Annotated in this window: 25 protein-coding genes and 1 riboswitch; of the genes, 12 read left to right on the top strand and 13 right to left on the bottom strand. The window is 57.9% G+C overall.

What is annotated here, in order from left to right:
• Window positions 1-90 precede the first annotated feature (90 nt).
• Entirely contained in the window at window positions 91-1,440 is a 1,350-nt protein-coding gene (gene creD, locus B145_RS24230; protein WP_018605093.1) for a cell envelope integrity protein CreD, read from the top strand.
• A gap of 54 nt (window positions 1,441-1,494) precedes the next feature.
• Window positions 1,495-2,115 carry a rhomboid family intramembrane serine protease gene (locus B145_RS27170; protein WP_157288254.1) on the top strand — a complete coding sequence of 207 codons (621 nt, stop codon included), beginning with the start codon at window positions 1,495-1,497 and terminating at the stop codon, window positions 2,113-2,115.
• Here the strand turns inward: B145_RS27170 and B145_RS24220 are convergent.
• Window positions 2,088-3,923 (bottom strand): S8 family serine peptidase, encoded by a 1,836-nt coding sequence (locus tag B145_RS24220; protein WP_018605091.1) that lies wholly within the window; start codon window positions 3,921-3,923, stop codon window positions 2,088-2,090. The two genes, B145_RS27170 and B145_RS24220, sit on opposite strands and share 28 nt — an antisense overlap.
• A 408-nt stretch (window positions 3,924-4,331) precedes the next feature.
• Between B145_RS24220 and B145_RS24215 the strand changes: the two genes are divergently transcribed.
• A complete protein-coding gene (locus B145_RS24215) occupies window positions 4,332-5,723 on the top strand; it encodes an MATE family efflux transporter (RefSeq protein WP_018605089.1) in 1,392 nt (463 codons plus the stop codon).
• A gap of 105 nt (window positions 5,724-5,828) precedes the next feature.
• Here the strand turns inward: B145_RS24215 and B145_RS24210 are convergent, their stop codons facing one another.
• From B145_RS24210 to B145_RS0102960, 3 genes are all read right to left on the bottom strand, one after another.
• Complete coding sequence (locus B145_RS24210) at window positions 5,829-6,254, bottom strand: hypothetical protein (protein WP_018605088.1); 426 nt, start codon at window positions 6,252-6,254, stop codon at window positions 5,829-5,831.
• 12 nt (window positions 6,255-6,266) lie between these two features.
• Window positions 6,267-7,028 carry a M15 family metallopeptidase gene (locus B145_RS0102965; protein ID WP_018605087.1) on the bottom strand — a complete coding sequence of 254 codons (762 nt, stop codon included), beginning with the start codon at window positions 7,026-7,028 and terminating at the stop codon, window positions 6,267-6,269.
• A 301-nt stretch (window positions 7,029-7,329) separates the two neighbouring features.
• A complete protein-coding gene (locus B145_RS0102960) occupies window positions 7,330-7,623 on the bottom strand; it encodes a hypothetical protein (RefSeq protein ID WP_018605086.1) in 294 nt (97 codons plus the stop codon).
• Between the two features lie 123 nt (window positions 7,624-7,746).
• On the opposite strand from B145_RS0102960, the gene B145_RS0102955 reads away from it, so the two are divergent.
• Entirely contained in the window at window positions 7,747-8,235 is a 489-nt protein-coding gene (locus B145_RS0102955) for a glutathione peroxidase (protein WP_018605085.1), read from the top strand.
• A 9-nt stretch (window positions 8,236-8,244) separates the two neighbouring features.
• On the opposite strand, the gene B145_RS0102950 is transcribed toward B145_RS0102955, so the two are convergent.
• Both B145_RS0102950 and B145_RS0102945 read right to left on the bottom strand, forming a co-directional pair.
• A complete protein-coding gene (locus B145_RS0102950) occupies window positions 8,245-9,606 on the bottom strand; it encodes an MATE family efflux transporter (RefSeq protein WP_018605084.1) in 1,362 nt (453 codons plus the stop codon).
• A gap of 174 nt (window positions 9,607-9,780) precedes the next feature.
• Entirely contained in the window at window positions 9,781-11,064 is a 1,284-nt protein-coding gene (locus B145_RS0102945) for an OmpP1/FadL family transporter (RefSeq protein ID WP_018605083.1), read from the bottom strand.
• A gap of 383 nt (window positions 11,065-11,447) precedes the next feature.
• Here B145_RS0102945 and B145_RS0102940 point away from each other — a divergent pair, with 383 nt between their 5' ends.
• The 5 genes from B145_RS0102940 to B145_RS0102915 all read left to right on the top strand — a co-directional run bounded on the left by B145_RS0102940 (window position 11,448) and on the right by B145_RS0102915 (window position 16,136).
• Window positions 11,448-12,344 carry a prohibitin family protein gene (locus B145_RS0102940; protein ID WP_018605082.1) on the top strand — a complete coding sequence of 299 codons (897 nt, stop codon included), beginning with the start codon at window positions 11,448-11,450 and terminating at the stop codon, window positions 12,342-12,344.
• A gap of 2 nt (window positions 12,345-12,346) precedes the next feature.
• Complete coding sequence (locus B145_RS0102935) at window positions 12,347-12,658, top strand: hypothetical protein (protein ID WP_018605081.1); 312 nt, start codon at window positions 12,347-12,349, stop codon at window positions 12,656-12,658.
• A gap of 54 nt (window positions 12,659-12,712) precedes the next feature.
• Window positions 12,713-13,258, top strand: coding sequence for a DOMON-like domain-containing protein (locus B145_RS0102930; RefSeq protein WP_018605080.1), 546 nt, complete (start codon window positions 12,713-12,715; stop codon window positions 13,256-13,258).
• 1,253 nt (window positions 13,259-14,511) lie between these two features.
• Window positions 14,512-15,729, top strand: coding sequence for an exo-beta-N-acetylmuramidase NamZ family protein (locus B145_RS0102920; protein ID WP_018605078.1), 1,218 nt, complete (start codon window positions 14,512-14,514; stop codon window positions 15,727-15,729).
• Between the two features lie 68 nt (window positions 15,730-15,797).
• Window positions 15,798-16,136 (top strand): zinc ribbon domain-containing protein YjdM, encoded by a 339-nt coding sequence (locus B145_RS0102915; RefSeq protein ID WP_018605076.1) that lies wholly within the window; start codon window positions 15,798-15,800, stop codon window positions 16,134-16,136.
• A 12-nt stretch (window positions 16,137-16,148) separates the two neighbouring features.
• Here B145_RS0102915 and B145_RS0102910 read toward each other — a convergent pair whose 3' ends face one another.
• The 3 genes from B145_RS0102910 to metH all read right to left on the bottom strand — a co-directional run bounded on the left by B145_RS0102910 (window position 16,149) and on the right by metH (window position 21,683).
• A complete protein-coding gene (locus B145_RS0102910) occupies window positions 16,149-17,288 on the bottom strand; it encodes a hypothetical protein (protein ID WP_018605075.1) in 1,140 nt (379 codons plus the stop codon).
• Window positions 17,285-17,839, bottom strand: coding sequence for a hypothetical protein (locus B145_RS0102905; protein ID WP_018605074.1), 555 nt, complete (start codon window positions 17,837-17,839; stop codon window positions 17,285-17,287). The genes B145_RS0102910 and B145_RS0102905 overlap by 4 nt, the downstream gene beginning before the upstream one ends.
• A gap of 160 nt (window positions 17,840-17,999) precedes the next feature.
• The gene (gene metH, locus B145_RS0102900; RefSeq protein ID WP_018605073.1) at window positions 18,000-21,683 is read right to left on the bottom strand and encodes a methionine synthase; all 3,684 of its coding nucleotides are present in this window, start codon (window positions 21,681-21,683) and stop codon (window positions 18,000-18,002) included.
• 94 nt (window positions 21,684-21,777) lie between these two features.
• Window positions 21,778-21,872: riboswitch (S-adenosyl-L-homocysteine riboswitch) on the bottom strand.
• A gap of 98 nt (window positions 21,873-21,970) precedes the next feature.
• On the opposite strand from metH, the gene B145_RS0102895 reads away from it, so the two are divergent.
• Window positions 21,971-22,747: an adenosylcobinamide-GDP ribazoletransferase gene (locus B145_RS0102895; protein WP_018605072.1), complete on the top strand. Its 777-nt coding sequence runs from the start codon at window positions 21,971-21,973 to the stop codon at window positions 22,745-22,747.
• On the top strand, window positions 22,744-23,268 hold the full coding sequence (locus B145_RS24205) for a histidine phosphatase family protein (protein ID WP_018605071.1): 525 nt from the start codon (window positions 22,744-22,746) through the stop codon (window positions 23,266-23,268). The genes B145_RS0102895 and B145_RS24205 overlap by 4 nt, the downstream gene beginning before the upstream one ends.
• A gap of 50 nt (window positions 23,269-23,318) precedes the next feature.
• Here B145_RS24205 and B145_RS0102885 read toward each other — a convergent pair whose 3' ends face one another.
• On the bottom strand, window positions 23,319-24,059 hold the full coding sequence (locus B145_RS0102885) for an NADPH-dependent oxidoreductase (RefSeq protein ID WP_018605070.1): 741 nt from the start codon (window positions 24,057-24,059) through the stop codon (window positions 23,319-23,321).
• Window positions 24,060-24,177: 118 nt separating this feature from the next.
• Between B145_RS0102885 and B145_RS0102880 the strand changes: the two genes are divergently transcribed.
• Complete coding sequence (locus B145_RS0102880) at window positions 24,178-24,561, top strand: cupin domain-containing protein (protein ID WP_018605069.1); 384 nt, start codon at window positions 24,178-24,180, stop codon at window positions 24,559-24,561.
• 44 nt (window positions 24,562-24,605) lie between these two features.
• Here the strand turns inward: B145_RS0102880 and B145_RS0102875 are convergent, their stop codons facing one another.
• From B145_RS0102875 to B145_RS0102865, 3 genes are read right to left on the bottom strand one after another with little or no spacing between them, the layout of a single operon-like run.
• Window positions 24,606-25,916 carry a TolC family outer membrane protein gene (locus B145_RS0102875; RefSeq protein WP_018605068.1) on the bottom strand — a complete coding sequence of 437 codons (1,311 nt, stop codon included), beginning with the start codon at window positions 25,914-25,916 and terminating at the stop codon, window positions 24,606-24,608.
• A 25-nt stretch (window positions 25,917-25,941) separates the two neighbouring features.
• Window positions 25,942-26,277, bottom strand: a complete 336-nt coding sequence (locus B145_RS0102870; protein ID WP_018605067.1) for a rhodanese-like domain-containing protein — start codon at window positions 26,275-26,277, stop codon at window positions 25,942-25,944.
• 2 nt (window positions 26,278-26,279) lie between these two features.
• A complete protein-coding gene (locus B145_RS0102865) occupies window positions 26,280-26,933 on the bottom strand; it encodes a protein-L-isoaspartate O-methyltransferase family protein (protein ID WP_018605066.1) in 654 nt (217 codons plus the stop codon).

Below are 26,933 nucleotides of genomic sequence, written 5' to 3'. Positions count from 1 at the left end.
TCTGTGTGAAAAGCAGCTTCACCCACACATCATTTTCTCCTCACACCCACGCAGCATGATGCTCCCACCTTTATATCAGGGAGTATTCAGATGCGTGGTTTTCTCTACAAGATGCTGGTCATCATCGTAGTGGTCGGGGTGTTGATGACGGCGGGGATTTTCGTGCGGGGCGTGGTCAGTGACCGCATTGCTAACCGCAATCAGGCCAGCCACTCGATTGCCGAGAGTCTGGCAGACAGCCAGACCATTGCAGGCTTGGCGCTCGTGGTCGATTACACCGAGCACTATGCCACACCAATCCTGCGCAATGACGGAAGCGTTTTACGGGAGGAGCAAAATACCATCCCCGGCCAGACGATCATATTGCCGGAGACAGCCCGACTCACCGGTACGCTGAACAATGACACACGCTACCGAGGCATCTTTCACGTCAATACCTATCTGCTTTCAGGCAAGCTCACCAGCACCCTGAAAATGCCGACGCTGGAAGAATTGCCACGCAGCAAAGCAGGGGCCACCGTTACGGTGGAGCATGCCCGCCTGATCCTCGCCGTCAGCGATCCGCGCGGCCTGCGCAAACTGGATTTGAAGCTCGGCGATCAGGCCCTGCGCATGGAGTCTGGAACGGGAACCAAACCGGATGGCAATGGCGCACAGGCGGAAATCCCCAACCCGACGCAGAAATTCGGGCAGACATTGAATGCAGTGCTGGATCTGCAACTGGCGGGAACGGATGACTTCAGCATAGTCCCGTTGGCGCGTGAAACCTATGCCAACCTCAATTCACACTGGCCACACCCTTCCTTCAATGGGCGCTTCCTGCCCGTGGCACGGCAGGTGAGCGCAAATGGTTTCGAGGCGGAATGGAACATCAACGCACTGGCTTCGAATGCACGCCAAACCTGGCGCGGCACACAGTCGGGGCAGATCAGCAGCGCAGTGGATAGCTTTGGCGTCACCATGATCGACCCGGTGGATATTTATTCGATGTCTGACCGCGCCAGCAAATATGCTGAATTGTTCATCACGCTCACGCTTGGCGCCTTCCTGCTCTTTGAACTGCTGCGCAATCTGCAACTGCACCCCATGAATTACCTGTTAATCGGGGCGGCACTGCTGATCTTCTTTGTCATGCTGTTGTCTTTATCTGAGCACATCGGTTTTGGCCCCGCCTATCTGGCTGCCGCCAGTGCCTGCGTGTTGCTGATCGGCTTCTATAGCGCAAATCTGTTGCGTAGTACGTGGCTGGCGGCGGGCTTTACCTTGGGCCTGGGCAGCCTGTATGGCGCCCTATATGTGATCCTGCTCTCGGAACAGAATGCCCTGCTCATGGGCAGCCTGCTGCTGTTCGGCCTACTGGCCTGCGTGATGGTCGGCACCCGCAAGGTCGACTGGCATGCCTTGCTGGCTGTACACAGTCAGACGCCATCCGATCAGTGATGTATGCTAGGGGCAACGCGCCAAACGGCGCTTGCCCCATTTGCCGGATGCCCCATGCAGCTTCCACCGCCCCGCGTCAGCCGCTGCCAACACGCCATGACATGGCTTGCGGGCGGCTTTGTGGCTGCGCTGGTCATTGCAGTCGTGGCGCTGGGTGTCTATCCCGCCTGGGGGCACATGCTCTATTATCACCCGGCAAACGATGCGCTATGGCGTGCATTGCCTGCGCAATGCGTTCATTTGAATACGCCTCACCTGCTCATGAATCTGGCGGCCTTGCTTGGCGCAGCCCTTATTGCCGGATACCTGCACAGCCTGAGCCGCCTGCCCGGCGCCCTGCTGACGAGTGCCGTAGCGGTAGGCCTTGGTCTGCAGATGGAAACCCCGCCCCTGAGCTGGTATGTGGGCATGTCTGGCGCCCTGTATGGCGTCTTTGTATGGCTGGCATTGGAAGCGGTTCGGCAAGCGGACTCCTGGCACCTCAAGCTAACGGCCTTCATCATCGGCGTTGGAACCGGCGCCAAGGCGCTATTGGGCATCGGGGGAGGCATGCTCCTGGCTAACGCCAGTGTGGCACAGGGCGCCCATCTGTATGGCTATCTGGGCGGGCTGTGCTTTGCCTGCTGCACAGCCCTATCCGCACACTATCAACGCCGGAGTGCTCGGCCACAATAAACCACGCCAGCCAGGGCCAGCAGGAGCAGCAAACTCCAGGCATCAATTGCGCCACCGCCACCACCCGAACTAGGTGCCTCTGCCACAGCAATGGTTGTGCTGGCGGTATCGGTTTTCCCGGCATCATCGGTAATCGTCAGGGTCACTGTCACCGTACCGGCAATGCTCGCGGCCAGCGTAGCGCTGGCCTGGGTCGCATTGGTGATCGAGCCTGCCGATGTGGTCCACAAATAGCTGGCAATCGTGTGCCCATCTGCCACGGTACTCCCTGTACTACTCAGGCTGAGGCTATCTCCCGCCGTGGCGCTGCTCGCGGCAGTGATCACCGCAACGGGGCGCAGTGCTGCGCTGACCGCGTTGGCGGCGTTGAGCATCCCCGCGCCACAGGTGCTCGTGGTACAGTTGCAATCGACCCGTGTGCCAGAAGCCACAGCCGAGCAACTCTGCAAGCCCGTCACGGTGGGGAAGGCCGAAGCGCTGGCCTTGAGTCGGGCTACCAGGAGCGCAGGCGTCAGCGAGGAATTGGCCGAACGCATCAAGGCCACCACCCCGGCTACCAGCGGTGTGGCAAAACTCGTTCCGCGCTCGGCGTCGCTGGCGACCGAGTAGTTGTCGGTTTGTGGTGAGGTTGTGCCACTATTCTTGGTGGAATAGATAGGATATTCGCATGTGGCCGAAGTGGTTGCGCTGCCGCAATCCCCGCCGGGTGCAGCAATCCCCGCAGCAGAGCCGAAATCGCTGTAGTAGGCTTTGGACCCCGTATTGTTGAGCGCCGACACCGCCACCACCCCTGGGCAGTTGGCAGGCACCCCCACACTGCCTGCGTCATTGCCTGCAGCGGCCAGAATCGTACTCCCAGCGACGATTACCTGTTTGACAACATCCGTATAGGCAGAATTGCAGGTACCCGTGCCGCCGATGCTCATGTTGATCACCTTGGCCGGGTAGATATTGGTACTCACCCCGCTCACGGATAAACCTGCCGCCCAGAGCATGCCTGCCAGAATGTCACTATCATAGCCGCCGCACTTGCCCATCACCCGCACCGGCAGAATCTTGGCGCCCCAGGCCACCCCGGCCACGCCTTGGGCGTTGTTGCTGGCGGCCCCGATGATACCTGCCACCATAGAACCGTGCCAGGTACTATCCGTCACTGTACAGCCAAAAAAAATGCCAGACGTCGTTGTAGATTCGGTCGTCGTCACCCAGTCACCGGGGTCGGAAGGATCGGCATCACGCCCATCTCCATCGTTGGCGACTTCTGCGTTTGAGACAAAATCGTAGCCATACAGCGTGCTGCCGTTATAGGTCAGCTTACTGGTCAGGTCCGGGTGGTTGGGTAGGATGCCGGTATCCAGCACTGCGACCACAACGCTGCTGCTCCCGGTGGTGCTGTCCCATGCGGACTGCGCGTTGATGGCCGAAGCCTTGGTCGATTGCAGATACCACTGTTGCGCATACACGGGGTCACTGGGCACGGCACGGATATATCGGCGCTCGTCGGGGACGGCATACTCCACATCAGCACGCGCGGCCAAGCGGGTGGCCAATTCACTGGAACTGATGCCATCCACCCGCATCGCGTGCATCCGCCCAATCAGATTATTGCTGGCCAACACCTTCAGGCCGGTTTGCGCGCTCATGGCCTGAATCCGGGCCGAATCGCTGCTCAAAACCTGAATCGTGGAACTGCTGCGGAACTTGACGATAACCCGCCCGGTCTCTGCATGTGCCGGTAGCGCCAAGAGCGCTGCCCCACTCAGACACACAGCCAGGGCTAGCTGGGCAAGATGCTGGTTTCTTATCATGACACGTCTCCTCCCACCACAATGGGTGCCAGTAAAGATTATTCTATAGTGTGTGATCATAGTGGCAGCGCATTTGCTTCTTCACCGTGTTGTGACGTAAAGGCAGGTAAAAGCAAACGTGGCAAAATCTAGGCTCTGGACAATGCAGTAACGGCTATTGGCATCGCCAAACGTATGCAGAGTGGAGAAAATGTAATCATCCCTTTCTGCCTTGGATGCGGCGGCAGTGGCCTGTTACACCTCTCCTCAACAGACTGCTGCCGCAGCTTTTTTGTACTCGATCATCGTTTGGATCTTCACGCAGCAAGCTCCTGTCCCCATGGACCAGCCTCCGCCGCCGAGGCCTGCTGAGCATATAACTGGACCGGCCCCATCACCCGGCATACCCCCTGATCATACCTGATACCCATGAGCCCAACCAACGATTCACCCAGCAGCATTCTCAAACCCAGCCTCATCGCCCTTGCCTGGCCGATCTTTGTCGAGCAGTTGCTGCACATCATGACCGGCACGGTGGATACCTTCATGGTCAGCCACATCTCGGACAACGCCGTTGCCGCGCTGGGCACGGCCAACCAGATCGTGGTGTTCTTCATCATTATCTTCAGCTTTGTATCGATTGGCGCCAGCGTGGTCATCACCCATCACCTGGGCGGAAAAGACCCGGCAGGCGCCGATCAGGTCGCCACTACCGCCATCGGCGTCAACACCTGGATCGGGCTCATCGCCAGCCTCCTGGTCTGGTACTTCGCCGAACCCATGCTGGGCATCATGCAGCTCTCGGAAGAGCTCAAGAGCTATGCGCTGCCTTTCCTGCACCTCATGGGGGGCACCCTGTTCCTGGAATCCATCAACTTCGCTCTCTCCGCCATCCTGCGCGCCCACACCCACACCCGCCCGGTAATGCTGGTCACCGTACTGCAAAATGTACTCAACGTCATTGGCAACTGCATCCTGCTCTTCGGCCTGTTTGGCGCCCCAAAACTCGGCGTTGTCGGGGTCGCCCTGTCGACGGTATTCAGCCGCTTCGTGGCCTGCATTGCCCTGTGGATACTGGTCGAGCACTACACCCACCTCAAGATCCGCGCCCGTGACTTCTTCTACCTCAAACGGGACCGCCTGGGCCGCATCCTGCACATCGGGTTGCCCGCAGCGGGTGAAAACATCAGTTGGTGGCTCGCCTTCATGTTCGTCACCGCCCTCACCGCCCGCATGGGGGACACACAACTGGCCACCCAATCCTATGCGTTCCAGATATCCATGATCATCATGCTGTGCGGGATTGCAATTGCCGTGGCTGGGGAAATCATCATCGGCCACATGATCGGCGCGGGCAAATTCGAAGATGCCTACCATCAAGCCATGAACAACCTCAAATTCGGGCTGGTCATCACCATCGGCACCGTAATCCTTGCTGCAATCCTGGCGCCTGTGCTGCTTGACCTGTTTACCGATGACCCTGTCATCATCGCCACCGGCGCCCTGCTGGTACGCCTATCGATCTGCCTGGAACCGGGCCGCACCTTCAATCTGGTCTTCGTCAACGCGCTGCGCGCCACAGGGGACGCTCGCTATCCGCTGCTGCTGGGAATCGCCTCGCAATGGACCATCATGGTGGGTGGCGCCTGGCTACTTGGCACCCATCTGGGTTGGGGGCTACCCGGCGTATGGATCGCCTTCGCTGCTGATGAATGGCTGCGCGGCATGCTCTTCCTGCGTCGCTGGCGTCAGCGCAAATGGCTGCCACATGCCAAACGCACGCATGCAACAGCACAAGCTACCGCCCCGGCAGTGGCGTGAGGCGGGCGCATCGGAATCAAGCAAAGACAGGGTAAAACGTATCGAAAATTTGGCCGTGTTGATGGCAAGAGCCTTCAAAACACGGCCAATTCCAAAAGCTGACACTTACTGGACAGTGGACTTCTTGCGGACAGGCTCATCCACAATCTTGACCTTCACATATTCTGGGTAGATTTCAACATTGATCAACGGATTACCATTGATGATGGCATAGGATGCATCGTTTGATATGCTCCCATTGCGCACAAAGCTTTCAAAAATCTCCCTGTTTTTCTTTTCGTCAAAGACACAATCCGTCTGATCTTCCGAATCTCTTTTGTTAAATACGTGGAAGTTGGCCCGATCCTGCCGCAAGATGGCGGCTACGGTAGCCACATCAGACCCGCTCTTCTTGAGGGGCTCGCCCGCACTGTTGTATTTATCCGCGTTGGATATTCTGGCCTGATACGTGCACAGATAATCCTTGGCAAAACCAGCCGCTGGCAGGCACATCAACAAGGCCAATACATACTTGGATACAGAACTCGACATAAAAACTCCCGCTTACTCAGATATACACGTTTGTTCAAACAGTTCCGGCCGGTATTCAAAATGGACCGAATCATAGTGATACCACTTGCCGCCCCAGACAAAGTGGTGTTTTTCAAAAATGGAAACCACATCCTGCAGGTCTTTGTTGTTCATCACCCCACTGGGATACTGACATTGTTTCCCCTTGGTGCATTTGTTCCATTTCCAGTATTTTCCCAAGCCGTCTGGCAGCGTAAAGTCAATTGCAATGCCATATGAGTGAGCACTCTTCTTGTCTTCGCCAGAAATCTTGCGGTAGTAAAAGGTTCCAGCTGTCTTGCTGACGAGCTTCATCAGGCGAGGATTGCCATCAATCTCCTTGGCAACAGCCGCCAGCGCCTGATCGGCGCCACCGACCGATGAAAAACTCACCGTTTCACCCGATGGCAACCATCTCACTTTGCTCAGGTTCTGCTCTACTTCGGCACGTGATGTGCCATAGAGCGCGTCAAAAAACTTTTCATGGCGCAGTCGGCCTGGGTCTTGATTCAACTGCGGCACAGTGAAATCAGCCGAGTATTTCTGGGAGACCTGATCAATCAGCCCGGCATCATTGAACAAGGTATCGAAATCGGTCGCCCCACTTGACTCGATCTTGAATTCCTTGCCGCTTACGCTGATCTTGTTAGCGTCCAGCCTTTTTACATTGTGCGGATAGGATTTTTCATAGCAATAGGAGAAATCCTTCGCCTGAACCTGTGTGGCGGCTAGCAGCAAGGCCACACCTAAAATCATTGAACTTTTCATGGATCGTTTTGACATCAGATGCAGAAGTGTAGCGAAGCGTTACAACTCTGCCTCATTGTAAAACAATCGACCAAAAACAGTGTGTTCAAAACCGCAGAGAATTCGCCAGGAACCACCCCTTGGCTCGCTTCGCCGGTAACGGACTGACAAGCGGCAGGCAGCGCATCTCTACGCCAACAGACATATCCTTTGCGCGTGTTGCAGCACCAAGCCATCTCCATGCGCCATCGGCACACGACAAAAAATGCCAAACACATCAAAATATCACCCCTACACGCGCAGCAAGGCGCTATTCCTGCCGCTCCTGCTTTATCCCATCCTCATACGCAGCCAGGCTCACGCCTGCATGCCCGAGGTATTCGCGCAGATGCTTGATCAGATCGCGCGAGCAGGTGCTGTTGTGGTGGGGGGCGCTGATAAAGCCTTCCTGGCGATTGAGCAGGATGCGAAAGCGCCCGCCGTGGGTGGGTTCGATTGCGGCCCCGAGGTGTTCGAGCAGAGATTCGACCTCCCGCCAGTGGATGTTGGTGTTGATGGGGTCCTGGAAGAGGGTGCGCAGCAAAGACAGGTGTTTGTGGCTCACGGCGGGCTCCTGGGCGACAAGTTCTATTTATCATAGAGCCGAATGGGTGTCCGCCGCCACTGTCCTGTGGGCAGGCCTGCGTAGTATGATTGCCAGCAGGTTCCTGGAGCAAGGATTGACACAATGAGCAGCTTTTACCAACTCACGGCGCGCAGCCTGCGTGGCGAGGAGATAGCCTTGTCCCGCTATGCCGGTCAGGTGGTCTTGGTCGTCAACACCGCCAGCCAATGCGGGCTGACGCCCCAGTATGCGGGCCTGGAGGCGCTCTATCAGCAGTACCGGGAGCAGGGTTTGGTCATTTTGGGCTTCCCCTGCAATCAGTTCGGTAGCCAGGAACCGGGAAGTGTGGCCGAAATTGAGCAGACCTGCCTGATCAATTACGGGGTGAATTTCCCGATGTTTGAGAAACTGGAGGTCAATGGCGCGGGCGCACATCCGCTTTTCCAGTGGCTGACCACGCAGCTCCCCGGCTTTTTCGGTCCGCGTATCCGCTGGAATTTCACCAAGTTCCTGATCGGGCGGGATGGCACACCGATCAAGCGCTTCGCCCCCATCACCAAGCCCAAGCGCCTTGCATCACACATCGATACAGCTCTGGGCCGCACGCGCTAAATACGGGGGTCAGCGCGCCAGCACGCGGCGGCGGGATTTCCGCGCATGGGGAATCCAGGCGAGGTAACGCCAGCGGGCAAACATGGCCAGCCCACGCACCCATTCATCCGCAGCAAAGCCGATCCATACGCCCAGCACGCCCAACCCCATCCAGACGCCCAGCAGATAGGCCACGCCACAGCCGACAATCAGCATCGAGAAGACGCCAAAGGCCACCGGGAAACGGGCATCGCCCGTGGCCCGCAGGCCGTTGATGACGACCATGTTGAACGTCCGCCCCGGCTCCAGGAACACTTCCACCCACAACACGGTGCTACCCATGCGAATGACATCCGGGTCGCGGGAAAACAGGCCGATGATCTGTGGCCCGAACAATGCCGCAATCAGCGCAAAGATGAAGCCGGTACTCAGACCATAGCGCAGGGCTTTCATCACCACCTGATTGGCCTCTTTCACCTTGCCTGCGCCAATGTGATGGCCCACCACGATCTCGGTGCCAAAGCCGATGGCTAATCCAGAGAGCAGGATAAAGTATGACACCTGCAACAAATAGGTATGCGTCGCCAGCGCAGCTGCGCCCATCGCCGAGACGAAGGCAAAATTGATCATGAAGCTCACACGGTAGGCCACGTTTTCGCCACCGCCCGGCAAGCCGATGTGCAGCACCTGCCGCAGCCGCTTCCACTGCGGCACCACCCAGTCACTCAGCTTTGGATGAATGCCCAGACGCCGCCAGAGCAGGAAGTTCAAGCCCATCAGCACCACACCCGCAAACAGGAAGGCCACCCCTGCACCAATCAGGCCCAGCGCAGGCAGGCCAAACCAGCCGCGCAGCAGTGGCAAGGCAACCACAATGGCGATTACGTTGGAACACAGAATCAGGCGCATCGCATCCCGGGTGCGGGTGTTGGCGCGCAACACGGCCGCAGCGGTAGCGTTGATCGAATCAGCCACCAGCGTCCAGGCAGCAAGCGTCAGGTAAGCGCTGGCCTGGGCACGGATTTCGTTGGGGGCTTTCATCAGATCCAGCAGCCAGCCGGAGCCCGCAATGATCACCAGGGCAGAGGCCATGCCCATCCAGATGGCAGCCCACAGGCTGGCCCGGGCAATCTGGTTGGCGCCTTCGCGGTCCCCACCGCCCAGATGCTGGGTAATCACCACACTGGTGCCCATGCTCACAATGCGGAACAGGACGAAGAAGAAACGGATGATCTGCGTGGACAGCCCATAGGTCGCCGCCGTGGAATCCGACATGCTGGCAAACAGCCACACGAAGAGCAGGTTGACACAGGCCTGGAGCAGATGCTCCGACAGAATCGGCCAAGTGATGGCAAAGAGCCCTGGACGGGCAGCGGGCGCTTGGGCAGACATGGCAGGCTAGGGATACGCCGCAGGCGCGGCATCAAGGGGAAAGCGAACAAGCGTGACACGAAATCGTTTTCATATCAAGCCGGAAAACACACACAAAACCGCCCGGATATCGCCCCAGGAGGGGCGATATCCGGGCGGCATAAGACACAGAAACGCTTTAGCCGAAGCGGCGCATCAGAAGGCTTGCGAATACTGCATGGCCAGCACCCATACGCTGCCCTTGAAGTAGCCGTCCACCAGACCACGGTTGGCCGTAGCAGTAGAAGACGTCTGGTCGTTGTGGACCTGGGTCTTGTGGATATAGAGGTAGGTCAGCCCCAGGTCCAGGCGCGAATCCTTGGCAAACGCCCACTGTGCCCCGGTTGAGAGCCAGACGCGGTCGTTGTCCGGCAGAGATACCAGACGCGTGCTGGCCCCCTTGACCGGGCTTTGGTCGTAGGCGATACCAAAACGGGCACGCCAGGCATCATTGACGCGATAGGTGCCTCCCAGGGCAACACGCCAGGTGTCACGGAAATCGGTATCCAGCACCTGGGCAACCTGCCCGGCTGCGGCACCACTGCTGCGGATGATGTCCACCTCGTGGATATCGCTCCAGGAGGTGTGGGAAATATCGCCCAGCATCTCCCAGCGCTCATCGAGTTGCTGCACCACACTCAGGATAAAGGTGCTGGGCAGCTTGACCTGGGCTTCCGCCTCACTCGTGCCTGCGGCATTCAGCGCAGCAACCGGGCCGGTCACGCTCAAATTACCCTTGACCTTGTACTTGATGGCAGAGCGGTAGGACACTCCCAGGCGCATGCTCTGCGAAGCTTGGTAGATGGCCCCAAGGTTCCAGCCCGTCGCGGTATCGTCCGCCTTGAATCGGGCCGTTGAAGCCGCCAGGGAAGGCGCCGCAACCGACACCGCGCGGGAATAATCGATATCAATCTTCTGTACGTTGATTCCGCCCCCCACAGAAAGCTTGTCATTGACGCGCCAAGCCAGTGAAGGATTAACGTTCTTGGTCTTGATATCAAACTTCAACGATTGGGCCGCTCCCACCCAAGGGTTGTCATATTCCGTACGCAAACCAAACGGAGCCCCCACGCCAACGCCCAGATACACATTCTTGCTGACGGCATAGCTGCCATAAGCATTGGGCAGCGCCGACACGCCACCCGCATCCCCACCATCGCCATTCAACACACCAGAGGTGGAATTGCCGTTGTTGTACTTGTAGCTCGGGCGGATCGCGGCCACCCCCAGCGAAATTTCCATGTCTTTGAGCCGGGTCATGCCAGCCGGGTTGTAATAGATTGTGCCCGCGTCTTCCGCCACAGCCGCCGAACCGGCATAGGCGTTGCCCAAGCCGCTGGCATCCTGCTCCAGCAACTGGAACCCGGAGGCGCCTGCATGCCCCATCGAAAACAGGCCTGCAACCAGCGCCACGGATTGTGCTACGACGGTCTTCTTCACTATTGCTACCCCTTTATTCAAATTCCGGCGGTGTATTGCCCGTGTTTTCTGCAGCATATACACCCGCACAGACGGGAGCCAGGCTGCGAAAATACATGGGAACCCGGCATGTTATACGTAATCGGCCTGCGGCAACCTATCCACAGCAGCCCCCTTTGCCAGACATGACAGCAAAAGAACAGGCCAAAGGCGGCGCATTATAGCGAACAGCGGGCCGGATATCCCCTTCATCACGCTCTGTAACCTCCTGACACAAAATCCATACTCATGTCGCTGTGCACCATCCAAACGTCTGCAACACCATCCCACCGGCCCCAAACACGCGCTATGATCTCCAATAGCCCATCCGCTTTTTGCGTATGCGCTTCTGCTAGGAGAACTGCATGAAAACCCTTGGCGTCAAAATCGTATTCGGTCTGATCCTGCTCGTCGTATTGCTGGTGCTGCTGCGAGGCACGATCCTAAGCTGGACCGTGATCAACCCCGGCTACACCGGCATCAAGATCAACCGGCTGATCGACCGGGGCATCAGCCGGGAAAACGTAGTCACCGGCTTCGTGTTCTACAACCCCATCCAGTCCGTGATCGTCGTCTACCCCACCTTTGTGCAGCGCGTCATCTGGACGCACGACATGCAGGAAGGCAGCCGCACCAACGAGGAGCTGACCTTCAACACCAAGGATTCCGTGCCCGTCACCCTGGATGTGGCCGTCTCCTACCTACTGGACGCCGCCAAGGTGCCCGAGTTCTACACCAAGTTCCGCGCCGACCACATCGAAAGCTTCACCCACGGTTACTTGCGCGACACCGCTCGCAACGTGGTGGTATCCGTCGGCTCGGAGTATTCCTTTGACGACGTGAATGGCGCCAAGAAAGAAGAGTTCCTCGACCGCATCACCCGCGAATTGAACGCCCGCGTCAACCCGCTGGGCATCACCATCCAGCAGTTCGGGCTGGTAGGCGCCCTGCGTCCGCCGCAAGCCCTGCTTGAAGCCGTCAACGCCAAGACCAAGGCCATCCAGGATTCCATCCGCACCGAAAACGAAGTCCGCGCCGCCCAGGCCGAGGCCAAGAAGCGTGTCGCCATTGCCGAAGGCGAAGCCGCTGCGAACCGGGCGCTGGCCTCCTCGCTCGACGACCGCCTGCTCGCCTGGGAACGCATCAAGCTACAACGCGAAGCTATCAACAAGTGGAACGGCCAGATGCCCTCTGTAATGAGTGGTGGCGAAGGCAATGGTATGCTCTTCAACATCCCCGCCCCCACCAGCGCCAACAAGTAGGCATGCGCAGCACACAAACAGTCTTCGTCTTCAGTCCAGACGCCGGGCAGCTCACTGTGTATCCCAACCCCGCGCAGGCCACCGCCGCCTGCGCGGTGGCTGATGTCCGGGCCCAGCGCTACCTGTTCTTCGCCGCAGACGGCGGCCCGCTACGCCCGGAATTTGAAGGGGAAGGCTACTTCCTGCGCCTGTGGGCTTCCTGTGCATCCTGCTCGCTGCCACAGATCCTGCATGAAGTGCGCGAACTACGGGGGGCGCCCCCTTTCGATTCGCTGGAAGCCATCCGCCAGCAGGTAGGCACACAGCTACGCTGAAGCTGTCATAACGGGGTAAAGTAATGCTTCGTCGATATAGCCCGTCTCTGATAAATGACAACGCTCTCCCTGCACTGCCACCCCACCACCCCCTGCGCCACCATCCAAGGCATCCAGGTACATATTGAGCCGCTGGCTGGAGGCCACCTGCGCCTGCACTACCGCATCGAACACGCACCAGATAGCCTGCTCATCCCCACCGCAACCGCACCTGCATTTGCCGACGGGCTATGGGAACACACCTGTCTGGAAGCCTTTGTTGCAGAACAAGGTAGCGCCGCCTACCGCGAATTCAATTTCTCCCCCTCCAGGCAATGGGCGGCATACGCCTTTCATGCCTACCGGGAACGCGATACTAACTATACCCCGAGCATTTCACCCAACATCCGGACGCAAACAAGCACCACCCATCTGGAATTGACTGCAGACATCCCCGCAGCCCTGCTACCGGCTGGTACGCCCCTGCAACTTGGCCTGACTGCAGTCATCGAACTTGCCGACGGCAGCCGCAGCTACTGGGCCTTGGCCCACCCCGGCACAAAACCGGATTTCCATCAACGCGACGCGTTTTGCGTGCCTTGGATGAAGTGGGAACAATAGGCTCGGCAATACACTTCAATATCATCCTGCACCAATGATGCGCTAGTATTTCCTCTTACGACTGAACACAGTGTTACCTGAAACCGTCTATGAATAATCGAACTTGCCCACACTGCAGTGCAACGATCCCGGTCAAAAAATTGTTACTCAAGGGGCGCAACATACGATGCGAAAAATGCGGAAAACTGTGTTCTAGGCGCTGGACAATCCCACTTTTCATCGCCTATCTTTCTGCAATGTGGCTGATGATGCTCACCTCGAGCATCAGGCCATTTCCCTATTTTTCCGGAATAAAAATATCCTTCTTTTCTATATTAATCGCTTGCATAATGTGGCACCTACCACTTGGCGACAACGCACCGCTTAATATACGAAAGAAGACGATTTACACGGCTATTTCTATTGGATATATAATTTTATGGGCATATCCTGGTTTGGCAATCATGCACTATCTTGAAGACCAGTTCCCCAGGCAGCTGCATCCTTCCGTCCAAAATGAATGCTGCGCTCCGAAATCAAAGTAACCGTGACGTATCATCGCGTAAAGTGCAATGCTTAGAGTGTTAGCAGCAAGATGGATTGGCTTGATCGACTCGACAACTTGCGGGGGCAATCGTTAGGTTCGCTTAGATTGCTTGACTAATACTCTATAGCGGTTGCATCCAAGGCTGTTCAGAAACCACGCCTGACTGCAGTCATCGAACTTGCTGACGGCAGCCGCAGCTACTGGGCTTTGGCCCATCCCCGCCTCAAGCCGGATTTTCATCAACGAGACGCGTTTTGTGCACCTTTAATGGTTTAAAAAAATCCCCCATAAAACCAAGATAACAATGAAGCAAGCTATAAAACACATACTGACGCTGTTAAAAATCGGGTACTGGATTGCAATCGCATATATACCGGTAGCGCTATATGAATCTCTGGCAGACTCTATGTTGTGGCCTATCGCACACCCAGAAACAGAATGTTCACGTGTGATCACGTCTACAGTCATGAACTCAACCATAGCAAGCTGGGGCATGTGTTTGCTGTTGTGGCCCCTTGCACTTTGGCATCTTGGCGGTGGCTGGCTCTGGCATCGCTATCTCATGCGGCGCAAACGCACAAGTAGCACACCTTCTTGACCCCGAACACTTTCATAATCAATTGCTCTTTGGATGCGGGCAATTCATGCAAAACAGGACTGAGCCTGATTAAAATAGCAGCCCTTGCCCCCGAACCACGCATCACAAAACAGTTTTCAAGGAATCCCCATGACCGCCCCCGTCCTCTTCGGCCTCGACCGTTTCATTGCTGACGCCAGCTTGCGCGCGCCGCTCGAAGGCCGTCGCGTTGCCCTGCTTGCCCACCCGGCCTCCGTGACGCGAGACCTTGAGCACGCGCTGGACGCGCTGGCCGCCTTGCCGGATGTACGCCTGAGCGCAGCGTTCGGCCCGCAACACGGCCTGCGCGGCGACAAGCAGGACAACATGGTCGAGTCGCCCGACTACCACGACCCGCGCCACGGCATCCCCATCTTCAGCCTGTACGGGCAAGTGCGCCGCCCCACCCCGGCGATGATGGAGAGCTTTGATGTGCTGCTCGTGGATCTGCAAGACCTGGGCTGCCGCATCTACACCTTCATCACCACGCTGCGCTACGTGCTGGAAGCCGCCGCCCAACACGGCAAGGCCGTATGGGTACTGGACCGCCCCAACCCCGCCGGGCGTCCGGTGGAAGGACTGCGCCTGCGCGAAGGCTGGGAGAGCTTTGTGGGCGCGGGGCCGCTACCCATGCGCCACGGCCTGACCATGGGCGAGCTGGGCCACTGGTTCATTGCACAACTTGGGCTGAAGCTGGAATACCGCGTGATCACCATGCAGGATTGGGCACCGGAACAGGCCCCCGGCTACGGCTGGCCGCTGACCGAGCGCAACTGGGTGAATCCCAGCCCAAACGCCGCCAGCCTCGCCATGGCGCGTGCCTATGCCGGTACCGTGATGCTGGAAGGCACCACACTCTCGGAAGGGCGCGGCACTACCCGGGCGCTGGAGATTTTCGGCGCCCCCGATATTGATGCCCACTCCCTGCTCGCCCGCATGCACAGCCTCGCCCCGCAATGGTTGCAAGGCTGCATCCTGCGCGAATGCTGGTTTGAGCCTACATTCCACAAGCATGCAGGCAAACTATGCAGCGGGGTGCAGATTCACGTGGAAGCCGGGGCCTACAATCACCCGGCCTTCCGCCCCTGGCGCCTGCAAAGCCTCGCCTTCAAGGCGCTGCGCGACATGCATCCGGAATACCCCCTGTGGCGCGACTTCCCCTACGAATACGAGCACGACCGGCTCGCCATCGACCTCATCAACGGCAGCCCCCTGCTGCGCGAGTGGGTGGACAACCCCAAGAGCACGCCCGCCGATCTGGATGCCATCACGCTGCCCGACGAGCAAAGCTGGCTCGCCGAGCGTGAAGAATTCCTGCTATATCGTTGAACCCTGGCGAAAAAGCCCCGGACAGGTATACTCCGGGGCTTTTCAGACCCGCCTTTGAAAGCGACACCATGTCCAATATCCCCGCCTGCCCCCAATGTACCCTGGAAAACACCTACCCGGACGGGGATAACTACGTCTGCGCCGATTGCGGCTACGAATGGCCCATCGCAGCAGCCAGCACCGAAGAAGAGGACAAAGCCATCGTCAAGGACGCCAACGGTACCGTGCTGCAGGATGGCGATGCCGTTGTCCTGATCAAGGACCTGAAAGTCAAAGGCTCCTCCATCACCCTCAAGCAAGGCACCAAGGTCAAGAGCATCCGCCTGGTCGGCGGCGATCACGAAGTCGACTGCAAGATGGATGCAGGCAACTTCATGCTGAAAGCGTGTTTCCTACGAAAAGCCTAATCACGTAACCGTTTATTCATCTAGTTCGATGTCGATGAATAAATATTTATTCTTTGATTGTTCTTTCGTAATTCGACGAGTCGCCCTTACGACCACGGGCCTATTAACCATAGGCCCAATCAGATCATCAACAGCATCACCAAGCCCTTCAACATGCACTGATTTTCCATCCACCAGAAGAAGGTCAAGCCAGTCGTCATCAAGATGTACAGCTCTTAATGTACCTTGCAAATTCAATATCTCAGGCGGAGAGTCTGGAACCAATAGAGTTAAATTCTCGTGCTGCCGAATCTGTTTGATAATATTCGTGCGGGACTCTGTTTGAAGCTCAACAGGCTTAACCCCATCACCTGAGGTACGTAGTTCAATACGCTCAAACGCTTTGCCTGTCGGTGCTAAATTCCTAGCCAATTTTAAGAAAGTAGTTCGATAGTCCTCTTCAGGAACAATCGCATTAAGCAATGCAGTATCGTCGCTTGCGGATGCTCTAATAATCTCAAGAAACCGGATTGCTATTTCTTCTGGATCGACTTCTTGCCTAAAAAAATCCGGCTGGGCGGGCTTTTGGATTGCAACTGAAAATTGATAGCTCCCTGGAGGCTGCTGAAACAGCCAAGGTCGACAACTAGCCTGCAACTCTTTAGAAGGAGGGCCTGATCTTCTGTGGGGGACTCCATTTAAGTGCTCAATCGTGCGGTAATACATAGACTGAATTGTTTGCACTTTATCAACAACCAAATCCAAAGGAGCTCCACCAGTTACAACCTCTCCCCCTTTAACCGAAACCAAAACATGCCCTCGCAGAAATGCAACCCTGGCCTCTCTTTTAGCCTCTTCAGTCGAAATGGTTTGAACTAGATTTTTCAAATCCCGACGTGCAAATTCAGGCATTTTGGAATCAGCCAGCATTAGATGAGCCAACTGTTCTGCTTTTGCAAATTCCCCTGCTTTAAACCATAACGCTACAGCACTTACAGCGGTAATTCCTCTAGTTCTGGCTTTTGCAATCTCTAAGCAATTTAGTGCGCTCTGCTCTGCCTCTGCTGCCGCTTTATATAGCAACAAAGCCTCTGGCATACGCCGCTCATTTATTTTCAATTGAGCTTCGATAGCAAGTCTTTCACTTTCAGAGTGAAAATCAACCCAACTCATTTTTCATCACTCACTTGCTCAATTGCAACGGTTAGCTCTTTAAACCCTACGACAGCGGCTATCGCGGGGAGATTACTGGCGCCACGCTTCGTCTGTTCAACTTTTTCTCTTAACTTAGTTTTAATTCTGGTCTGATCTCCGGCGCCAGTTCCAGACACTTCAAGCCTAAAGCAACTTTCAAGATCTACCGCAGTCGTACCTATTGGGGCGACATACCAATCGGCTCCTGTTAACGTTTCCGCACGCCTCACCGCAACAAGACGAGCCTCCGCTTCAACAGCAGCCAAGGAAACGCCATACGCCCCATTTTCTGTCGCATCAATATCATTTGCATACGCATTTAACATCAAATCATTAGGCTTACTAAAATCAACTGCATACGCCTTGCAACCACCTCCGTTGGTTACCAAAAACTCAACTGGAGATTCATGGTATTTACTTAAACAAACAACAGCCTGCTCAGTAAGTGAAGCTGCAAGAGCAGGAGTGAGCCCGACATGTCGATCATGTAAATCACTCAACAGCAATTTCAGTGCATCTACCCCTTGCATTTTTAGTATCCTTGTAATGCTGCAAAATACGGTCTTACTTATCTATTAAGACTCAAAATACATTAGCAAACAAGATACTCTTATATCATTAGCAATAGCAGCTTTTGACCTGCCCAATTGGGTAGGAACAAGGCCGCAAACGCGGCCTTGCTCCCCAAACTCAAAGAATCGGCGCCAGCCAGCGCTTGGCTTCTGCCTCGCTGAATCCGGCGCGCTGAGCCCAGTCTTGCAGTTGATCTTCTGCAATTTTGCTGATGGCAAAATAACGTGCTTCAGGGTGGGCGAGATAGAAGCCACTAATCGCCGAGGCCGGGAACATGGCGTAGGTTTCGGTCAATTGCAGGCCGATGGCTTCTTCGGGGTTGAGCAGCTTGAAGATTTCCCCCTTGGAGGTATGATCCGGGCATGCGGGGTAGCCCGGCGCGGGGCGGATGCCACGATATTCTTCCTTGACCAATTCCTCCAGGCTCAGCTTCTCATCCTTGGCATAGGCCCAGTAATCGCTGCGCACGCGCTGGTGCAGCCATTCTGCAGCCGCTTCGGCTAAGCGGTCAGCCAGGGATTTGAGCATGATGGCGTGATAATCGTCATGCACCGCTTCGTATTCGGCAAGCTTCTTTTCCAGCCCACGCCCAGCGTTGATGGCAAATGCGCCGATGTGATCCGGCACGCCACTACCTGCGTCGGCAATGAAATCGCTCAGGCAGTAATGCGGGCGTCCGGCGGGGCGTTCCTGCTGCTGACGCAGGCCGTGCCAACGGGCAATGATTTCGCGGCGCGAGTCATCCCGATAGATCAACACATCGTCATTTTCCGCTGCGGCGGGGAAGATGCCGAAAACAGCATGCACTTCGATCCAATGGTTCTCGATGGCTTGCCGCAGCATGATTTTCGCATCACGGAACACATTGCGGGCAGTCTCACCGACCGTTTCATCCTCAAGAATCTTGGGAAAGCTCCCTGCTAGGTCCCAGGTCTGGAAGAAGGGGCCCCAATCGATATAGGATTCGAGCAATTCCAGATCGATATTGCGCAGCAGCTTGACCCCGGTGCGCGAAGGCGTGGCAGGCACATAGGCCGCATCTTCGTTCCAGCGGAACCGGTTGGCGCGGGCAGCGGGCAGAGACACCAGTTGCACGCCCTTTTTCTGCGCATGCTGCTGGCGTACCCGTTCGTAGTCTGCTGCGACTTCCGCCGCGTAGGCATCGCGTTGGGTCTCGGAGAGCAGGCTCGTGACCACGCCCACGGCACGCGAAGCGTCCGGCACGTACACCACGGGGTGGGAGTAGTTGGGTGCAATCTTGATTGCAGTGTGCGCGCGGCTGGTCGTAGCGCCGCCAATCATCAAGGGTACGTCGAAGCCTTGGCGCTCCATTTCGGAGGCAACATAGGCCATTTCCTCCAATGACGGAGTAATCAGGCCAGACAAACCGATGGCCTGTGCGCCATGCTCACGGGCTGCAGCCAGAATCTTGTCGCAGGGCACCATCACGCCAAGGTCGATCACGTCGTAGCCATTACAACCAAGCACCACGCCAACGATATTCTTACCGATGTCATGCACATCGCCCTTCACCGTGGCCATGATGATCTTGCCCTTGGCGGCAGCACCGGTACGCTTTTTCTCTTCCTCGATATAGGGGATGAGGTGGCCCACCGCCTGCTTCATGACACGGGCAGATTTGACGACCTGGGGCAAGAACATCTTGCCCGCACCGAACAAGTCCCCCACCACGCTCATGCCTGCCATCAACGGGCCTTCAATCACCGACAAGGGCGGCTTGCCTTCAGCCGCGAGCTTGGCGCGCACTTCTTCGGTATCTTCCACCACGAACTGGGTGATACCCTTGACCAAGGCATGCGAGAGGCGCTCTTCCACGCTCCATTCGCGCCAGGCCAGATCTTGCGTGTTCTCTTTGGCTTGCCCCTTCACCGTCTGGGCAATTTCAACCAGGCGCTCACCAGCTTCAGGATGCCGATTGAGTACCACGTCCTCCACCTTTTCGCGCAGCACGGGGTCAAGGTTGTCATACACGCCAAGTTGCCCGGCGTTGACAATGCCCATCGTCAGCCCGGCCTTGATGGCGTGGTAGAGGAATACGGTGTGGATGGCTTCGCGCACCGGGTCGTTGCCCCGGAAGGAGAAGCTCACGTTGGACACCCCGCCGCTGGTTTTGGCATATGGCAGATTCTGGGTAATCCAGCGCACAGCTTCGATGAAGTCGACGGCGTAGTTGTTATGCTCTTCTATGCCGGTGGCAATGGCGAAAATGTTCGCGTCGAAGATGATGTCTTCGGGCGGGAAGCCGATGCTCATCAATAAATCGTAGGCGCGTTTGCAGATTTCGGTCTTGCGCTGATAGGTATCCGCCTGCCCTTTCTCGTCGAAGGCCATCACCACGGCAGCCGCGCCGTAGTGCATGCACAGACGGGCGTGATGCAGGAAGGCTTCCTCGCCCTCTTTCATCGAGATGGAATTGACAATGCCCTTACCCTGGATGCATTTGAGGCCCGCCTCGATCACCTCCCACTTGGAGGAATCGATCATGATGGGCACCTTGCTGATGTCCGGCTCGGCAGCGATGAGCTTGAGGAAGCGCTCCATCGCGGCCTTGGAATCCAGCATCGCCTCATCCATGTTGATGTCGATGATCTGCGCGCCGTTTTCCACCTGTTGGCGGGCTACGCCGAGGGCATCATCGAAGCGCCCTTCGATAATCATCTTGGCAAACAGCTTGGAGCCAGTGACGTTGTTGCGCTCGCCTACGTTTACAAACAGGCTGCCGGGGCCGATGCTGAATGGTTCCAGGCCGGAGAGGCGCTGTCGCACCTCAATAGCCGGAATCGCGCGTGGCTTGACGCCGGCCACCGCCGCCGCAATGGCGGCAATGTGTTCCGGCGTGGTGCCACAGCACCCGCCCACGATGTTGAGCAGGCCGCTCTTGGCCCATTCGCGGATGTCATCGGCCAGTTGGACGGGGGTTTCGTCATAGCCACCGAAAGCATTCGGCAAGCCTGCATTGGGGTGGGCGGAGATATGCGTATTGCAAACCCCGGAGAGTTCGGCCACGTACTGGCGCAACTCCTTGGCGCCCAGCGCACAGTTCAGGCCAAAGGATATGGGATTGGCATGGGCCAGCGAATGCCAGAAGGCGGTGGCCGTCTGCCCGGAGAGCGTGCGGCCCGAGGCATCAGTAATCGTTCCCGAAATCATCACCGGCCAGCGGCGCCCCAGATCGGCAAAGAGCTTTTCCACGGCAAACACGGCAACTTTGGCGTTGAGCGTATCGAATACGGTTTCGATCAGCAGAATGTCTGCGCCACCTTCGAGCAGCGCCTTGGCAGACTGGTAGTAGTCTTCAGCCAGCGCATCAAAACTGATGTTGCGATAGCCGGGGTCATTTACATCGGGTGAAATAGACAGGGTGCGCGAAGTCGGCCCGAGCACGCCTGCGCAAAGGCAAGGTTTGGCCGGGTTGCGGGCGGTGTATTCATCGCACAGTTCGCGCACGAGGCGGGCACCGGCTACGTTGAGTTCGTAGGCAACATCTTCGAGCCCGTATTCGGCCTGCGATACGCGGGTGGCATTGAAGGTACAGGTCTCGATGATGTCGGCGCCAGCATCCAGGTATTCCCGGTGGATGCCACGGATCACCTCTGGCTTCGTGAGCACCAGAAGATCGTTATTGCCTTTCAGGTCTTTGCCGTGCTGGGCAAAGCGGCTGCCCCGGTAGTCGGCCTCGCCCAGCTTGTGGCGCTGGATCATGGTGCCCATGCCGCCATCCAGGATCAGGATGCGCTGGGCCAACAGGGCTTTGATTTCGGTACTGCGGTCTGCTTGCATGGTGACTCTCCAAACGACGAAACACGTTGCCGTATGGGTGCAGGAGAAGGGGGAGTGTGAAAGCCTCTCACCCTTGTTCCGTGACCAACACGGTAATGGGTGAGCGCCGTTGAAGCGACCGCCACGCAGGTCTGCGGCGGGTTCCGAGCCTGGGACCTGGGGAAAGGCCTCGCAACGCTCCTCGGAAAGATGTGTGATTATAGATGGCATGTGGCCGCGAAGCCAGAGGGTGGCTCTGCTACCCTCTGCTACCATTAGGCGCTACATAGATTGATCCCAACCTTGCCATGCTCGAAATCCGCCGTTTCTTTATCGCCCTGGGCTACTTCACCCGCCTGCCGGTCCCCGCCTGGGTGGGCTGGTCGTCCAGCGAGCTGAACCACGCCACGCGTTACTTCCCCTTGGTGGGCCTACTTGTCGGCCTGCTCGTTGCGGGTGTTTTCTACCTCGCCAGCCTGTTCCTGCCCCTGCGGGTGGCGTTGTTGCTGTCGATGATTGCCAGCCTGCTCATCACCGGCGCGTTTCATGAGGACGGGCTGGCTGACAGCGCCGATGGTTTCGGCGGTGGCTGGGGCAAGGATCAGATCCTCACCATCATGAAGGATTCGCGCATCGGCACTTATGGCGCGATTGCACTGGTCACGGCGCTGCTGATGAAGTTTCTGGTGCTCGACGCGCTCGGGCTGTTCACCCTGATCGCCCTGCCGCTGGCGCATACGCTTTCCCGCACCATGGCCTTGCTGGTGATGGCGGCGATGAAGTACGTGCGGCAAGACGACAGCACCCGCGCCAAGCCTGTAGCCGAGGGGTTGAGCAAGACGGACTGGGTCCTCGGCCTGTGCCTCGGGCTGGCCCCCTTCATCGCGGTGCTGGCCTTTGACGTGCTGCCCCTGCGCGCCATGCTAGCCTGCTGGCTCAGCTGCATCATGGCAACCCTGCTCTGGGCGTTCTACATCTACCGCCGCATCGGGGGTTACACAGGGGATGCACTGGGCGCTAGCCAGCAGATTGCCGAGATTGCCACCTACCTCGCGCTATGCGCCAGCCTGATCGGGCAAGGATGAGCGGCCCGGTCTTCCTACTGCGCCACCCTGCCGTGGCGGTGGCGCCGGGCACCTGCTATGGGCACAGCGATGTGGCCCTGGCAGAGGAGGTGGCCCCCATCGCCGCCCGGCTGCGGCCTGCCCTGCCAGCAGACGTGCTGATCGTCAGCAGTCCGCTATCGCGCTGCCTGCTGCTGGCACAGGCGCTGGGGCCGGTGGAAACTGACCCGCGCCTCATGGAGATCAACTTTGGCGATTGGGAATTGCAGGCGTATGAGCACATCGAGCGCAGCCTGATCGACACCTGGGCCGCCAATCCGCTGCATTTTCGCCCCCCCAAGGGGGAGACCGCCGCCGAAATGACCACCCGCGCCCAAGCTGCTGCACAGCACTGGCACCAGCGAGCCGGGGGACGAGCGCTACTGATCGTCAGCCACGGTGGACCGCTACGGGCGATCCTCGGCCACTTCCGCCAGAAGGCGCCGGAAGAATGGCTGGCGCAGCATTTTGCTTATGCCGAGCTGCATGAAATTGCTGCATAGCGCCAATCAAGGATGCCAGACCATACGCCCGGCATCGCGTGCAGCCGCCATCACTTGTCGTTCAGGAAACCCTGTTTGACGCTGACGGGCCGGGTCAGCGGGAAGTACACCGTGCGGTAGCTCTGCGCGGTGTTGGCGCTCCAGGGCAGGCCATCGGCGCGGCCAATGCTTTGCCAATATCTCGGCAATTCTTTGTCATATTCTGCAATCGCTGGGGCAATCGCATCGGCATGGTAGAACTCGTCATGGCGGAAAGAGGCCATCGGCAGGCGGGGCTTTTGGTGGGCAGGCTTATCCACATGGCCGATTGCGATGCCCGCGATGGGGTAGGTCTGCGCGGGGAGCTGGAGCAGATCGATCAGGGCCTGCGGATCGCGCCGGATGCCACCAATCGGCACCACGCCCAGGCCCAGCGAGCGTGCGGCCACGAGCAGGTTGCCCAAGGCAATCCCGGCATCCACGGCCCCGGCGGCGAAGCCTTCTACGCTTTCGTGGATCACCTGTTGCTCGCCTGCGGCTTCCAGCCCAAGGCGGGTCTTGTTGAAATCCACCACTACGGTGATAAAGACCGGAGCCTTGGCAATCCAGGGCTGGCCGCCAGCAATCTGGGCGATCTGCGCCCGGCGGGCTGCGTCACGCACCACCACCAGTGAGACTTGCTGGCTATTGATCGAGGTGGGGGCACGGTAGGCGGCTTCGACGATGGCATCGAGCTGTCCATCACTAATAGGGGCGTCAGTGAAGGAACGGTCACTGCGATGGGTGTGTTGCAGCTTGAGAGTTTCGTTCATATCAATCTCCAGTGAATGATATTAGGGTTAACCTTCCTGAGCGCAGGCCAAATCAGGCACAATTGCCGCACTTTTTCAGGTGGCGGTTTGTGCCGTTGCCGCGTACAGGAGGCTGATGATGGCAAGTTTTACTCAGGTTGTTTTATATACCGATAGCGATGGCAAAGCGAAGTTTCGTGATGAAGTCCTGCCTTTGAGCGAAGGCACACCTGCCGTGGCGCTGTCTGCCATTCTGCCTGCCACGGGCGTGCAACTGCGTGAAAGCCCGGTCGGCTTCCGCAGCCCCGTGCATTGCACCGGTACGCCGCAATGGGTCTTTATCCTGCGTGGTGAGATGAAGATTGGTCTGGCAGACGGCGCCACCCGCATTTTCAAGGCGGGTGAGCATTTCTACTCTGCCGACGTGCTGCCGGAAGGCGCCACGTTTGACCCAGCCGTGCACGGGCACTGGAGCTGCCAAGTGGGGCATGAGCCCCTGGCCACCTTGTTCGTCAAAGAGTAAGCACGGCCTGCCGTGGCCAGCCTGATGAGGGGCTGGCCGCTTGATCAATGCGCAAGCAGGTTGTTGATGTCTTCCAGGTCTGGCACGCTCAAAGCACCCACTGCAGCCTTGAGCTTGAGCTGGGACAGGATGGCGTCATACCGCACGCGGGCGAGCTTCTGCTGGGTATCCGCCAATTGGGATTGGGCGTTGAGTACGTCGATATTAATGCGCATCCCCACCTGATAGCCCAACTTGTTTGAGTCCAGCGCACTCTGGCTGGAAATCAGCGCCGCCTCGTAGCCCTTGATCTGGGCAATACCATTGGTCACCCCCAGAAAGGATTGGCGCACAGTCTGTGCGGCGGTTCGCTTGGTCAGGTCAAGGTCGGAGCGTGCCTTGTCTTCTAGCGCAGCGCTTTCGCGCACCTTGGACTGGATGCCCCCCCCCTGATACAAGGGCATGGAAAAGTTCAGGCCCACCGACCAACCGTTGTAAAGCGAGGGGCTGGCACTGCTGATTGAACCCGTCGCGTGGCTGTTGTTGTAACCGGCGGTAACACTGACCGTGGGCAGATGACCCGCACGGGCACGCTCAGTTTCACGCGTGGCGTTCTCCACAGCGAGTTTCTGCGCCTGCACGTCCACATTGTCGCGCTCGGCGGCACTCACCCAGTCTTCCATGTTGGCTGGCAGCGGGGGGGCAATATTCAGGCCGGTGCGCAAGTGGGCCAGTTCCCCCGGTTCATGCCCGGTAATCAGGCGCAGTGCCTGACGCTTGACGCTAATGTCATTTTGCGCAGCAATCTCTTGCGCAGAGGCCAGATCAAAGCGGGATTGCGCCTCGTTGACGTCAGTGATGGTGACAGTGCCCACCTCGAAACTCTTCTTGGCCAGTTGCAATTGCTCATTGGCCGCCGTCTTGAGTGCCTGGACGGAAGACAAGGTGTCTTCGGCATACAACACATCAAAATAAGCTTGTGCAGTACGCTGCATGAGATCAATCAGGGCATTGGCATACTGGGCTTCGGCAATATTGACTGCAATATCCCCTTGCTTGGCCGCAATCACGCTCTGCATATTGAACAGCGGCTGGGTAAGCTGCACGCCGTAGGTATTGGTGTTGTAGTGCGCATCCCGCACAACGGGCTCGGTCATGGAGTAGCTGGAGTAGCTGCTGGATGCTGTCAGCGCCACACTGGGCAGCAGTGCGGCGCGCGCCTGCGGCGCCTTCTCGCGTCCGGCTTCGAGCTGCGAGCGTGCGCTGGCGAGCTTGGCGTCAGCCCCATAGGCCTCACGATAGGTATCCAGCAAATCCGCTGCCGTAGCGCTACTCACCACACCGGACAGCATCATCAACACCAGCAACTGCTTCATTGCATTCTCCTGAAACTCTTTCCGGTTAGTACCTTGGCATAGCAGGATCAACGTCCTGCGCCCAGGCTTCAACGCCGCCCTGCAAATTGAACACTTTGCCTTGACACTGCCGCACCAGGTAATGGGCCACCTGGAGGCTGCGCACCCCGTGGTGACAGATGCATACAATGTCCGCAGCATCGCCCAGCTCACCCATGCGCATAGGAATCTGCGCCATGGGCACATGCATCGCCCCCGCGAGATGGCAGTGCTCAAACTCCCACTCTTCCCGCACGTCCAGCAGCAAGGGGCGCGGGCGTTGTGCGTCCGCCAACCAGTCAGCCAGTTCGCGGGCCTGCAGTGGAACGGGGGGGCTTGCCATGCTCAAAGCACAAACTCCTTGCTTGAGGCCTTGATATGCAGCGGGGGCAGATTGGTTTCAAAAACCGTGGTGCCATGCCAACTGTCTTCGCTCACGCGCGTGACTAGGCGTGCCTGCATGACGGGGTCTGCGCCAACCACGGCAAACAGGCGCCCTCCCACCTTAAGCTGATCCAGCCATGCCTGCGGGATGCGGAGCACGGAACCGCTGGCCACGATCACGTCGTAGGGCGCGCGCTCAGCCCACCCCGTGCTGCCATCGGTTTCAACGGTAATCACGTTGAAGACGCCGTTTTTTTCCAGATTGGTATGGGCCAAACGAGCCAGATCGGGGTCGATTTCCAGCGTGCGTACCCATTCGGCCCGAGCCGCCAGCAAGGCGGCCATGTAGCCCGAGCCAGCACCAATCTCCAACACGCTTTCCGTGCCTTTGAGCGCCAAGGCCTGCAGGATGCGGCCCTCAATCTTGGGCTCCAACATGCTTTGACCGTTACCGATGGGCAGCAGGGCCTCTGCAAAGGCAAACGCACGGTTTTCTTCCGCCACAAAGCGTTCGCGTTTGACCAGGGCCAGAATCTCAAGCACCTGCGGGTCAATCACGCCAGCGGGGCGGATCTGTTGCTCAATCATCAGGTAACGGGCGCGTTCCATATCCAT

Origin of the sequence: Uliginosibacterium gangwonense DSM 18521 (genome assembly GCF_000373965.1) — a bacterium.
Classification (GTDB): Bacteria; Pseudomonadota; Gammaproteobacteria; order Burkholderiales; family Rhodocyclaceae; genus Uliginosibacterium; species Uliginosibacterium gangwonense.
The sequence above is the reverse complement of the archived record's forward strand: the minus strand, read 5'-3'. Positions and strand labels throughout refer to the sequence as shown.

Coding starts and splice junctions, on each gene's coding strand:
- B145_RS24205 (WP_018605071.1), top strand. CDS start 22,744: ATGAGCGGCCCGGTCTTCCTACTGCGCCACCCTGCCGTGGCGGTGGCG.
- B145_RS0102930 (WP_018605080.1), top strand. CDS start 12,713: ATGACAACGCTCTCCCTGCACTGCCACCCCACCACCCCCTGCGCCACC.
- B145_RS0102895 (WP_018605072.1), top strand. CDS start 21,971: ATGCTCGAAATCCGCCGTTTCTTTATCGCCCTGGGCTACTTCACCCGC.
- B145_RS24215 (WP_018605089.1), top strand. CDS start 4,332: ATGAGCCCAACCAACGATTCACCCAGCAGCATTCTCAAACCCAGCCTC.
- creD (WP_018605093.1), top strand. CDS start 91: ATGCGTGGTTTTCTCTACAAGATGCTGGTCATCATCGTAGTGGTCGGG.
- B145_RS0102880 (WP_018605069.1), top strand. CDS start 24,178: ATGGCAAGTTTTACTCAGGTTGTTTTATATACCGATAGCGATGGCAAA.
- B145_RS24210 (WP_018605088.1), bottom strand. CDS start 6,254: ATGTCGAGTTCTGTATCCAAGTATGTATTGGCCTTGTTGATGTGCCTG.
- B145_RS0102915 (WP_018605076.1), top strand. CDS start 15,798: ATGTCCAATATCCCCGCCTGCCCCCAATGTACCCTGGAAAACACCTAC.
- B145_RS0102920 (WP_018605078.1), top strand. CDS start 14,512: ATGACCGCCCCCGTCCTCTTCGGCCTCGACCGTTTCATTGCTGACGCC.
- B145_RS0102885 (WP_018605070.1), bottom strand. CDS start 24,059: ATGAACGAAACTCTCAAGCTGCAACACACCCATCGCAGTGACCGTTCC.
- B145_RS0102935 (WP_018605081.1), top strand. CDS start 12,347: ATGCGCAGCACACAAACAGTCTTCGTCTTCAGTCCAGACGCCGGGCAG.
- B145_RS0102910 (WP_018605075.1), bottom strand. CDS start 17,288: ATGAGTTGGGTTGATTTTCACTCTGAAAGTGAAAGACTTGCTATCGAA.
- B145_RS0102940 (WP_018605082.1), top strand. CDS start 11,448: ATGAAAACCCTTGGCGTCAAAATCGTATTCGGTCTGATCCTGCTCGTC.
- B145_RS0102955 (WP_018605085.1), top strand. CDS start 7,747: ATGAGCAGCTTTTACCAACTCACGGCGCGCAGCCTGCGTGGCGAGGAG.
- B145_RS27170 (WP_157288254.1), top strand. CDS start 1,495: ATGCAGCTTCCACCGCCCCGCGTCAGCCGCTGCCAACACGCCATGACA.
- B145_RS0102905 (WP_018605074.1), bottom strand. CDS start 17,839: ATGCAAGGGGTAGATGCACTGAAATTGCTGTTGAGTGATTTACATGAT.
- B145_RS24220 (WP_018605091.1), bottom strand. CDS start 3,923: ATGATAAGAAACCAGCATCTTGCCCAGCTAGCCCTGGCTGTGTGTCTG.
- B145_RS0102870 (WP_018605067.1), bottom strand. CDS start 26,277: ATGGCAAGCCCCCCCGTTCCACTGCAGGCCCGCGAACTGGCTGACTGG.
- B145_RS0102950 (WP_018605084.1), bottom strand. CDS start 9,606: ATGTCTGCCCAAGCGCCCGCTGCCCGTCCAGGGCTCTTTGCCATCACT.
- B145_RS0102865 (WP_018605066.1), bottom strand. CDS start 26,933: ATGGATATGGAACGCGCCCGTTACCTGATGATTGAGCAACAGATCCGC.
- B145_RS0102875 (WP_018605068.1), bottom strand. CDS start 25,916: ATGAAGCAGTTGCTGGTGTTGATGATGCTGTCCGGTGTGGTGAGTAGC.
- metH (WP_018605073.1), bottom strand. CDS start 21,683: ATGCAAGCAGACCGCAGTACCGAAATCAAAGCCCTGTTGGCCCAGCGC.
- B145_RS0102965 (WP_018605087.1), bottom strand. CDS start 7,028: ATGATTTTAGGTGTGGCCTTGCTGCTAGCCGCCACACAGGTTCAGGCG.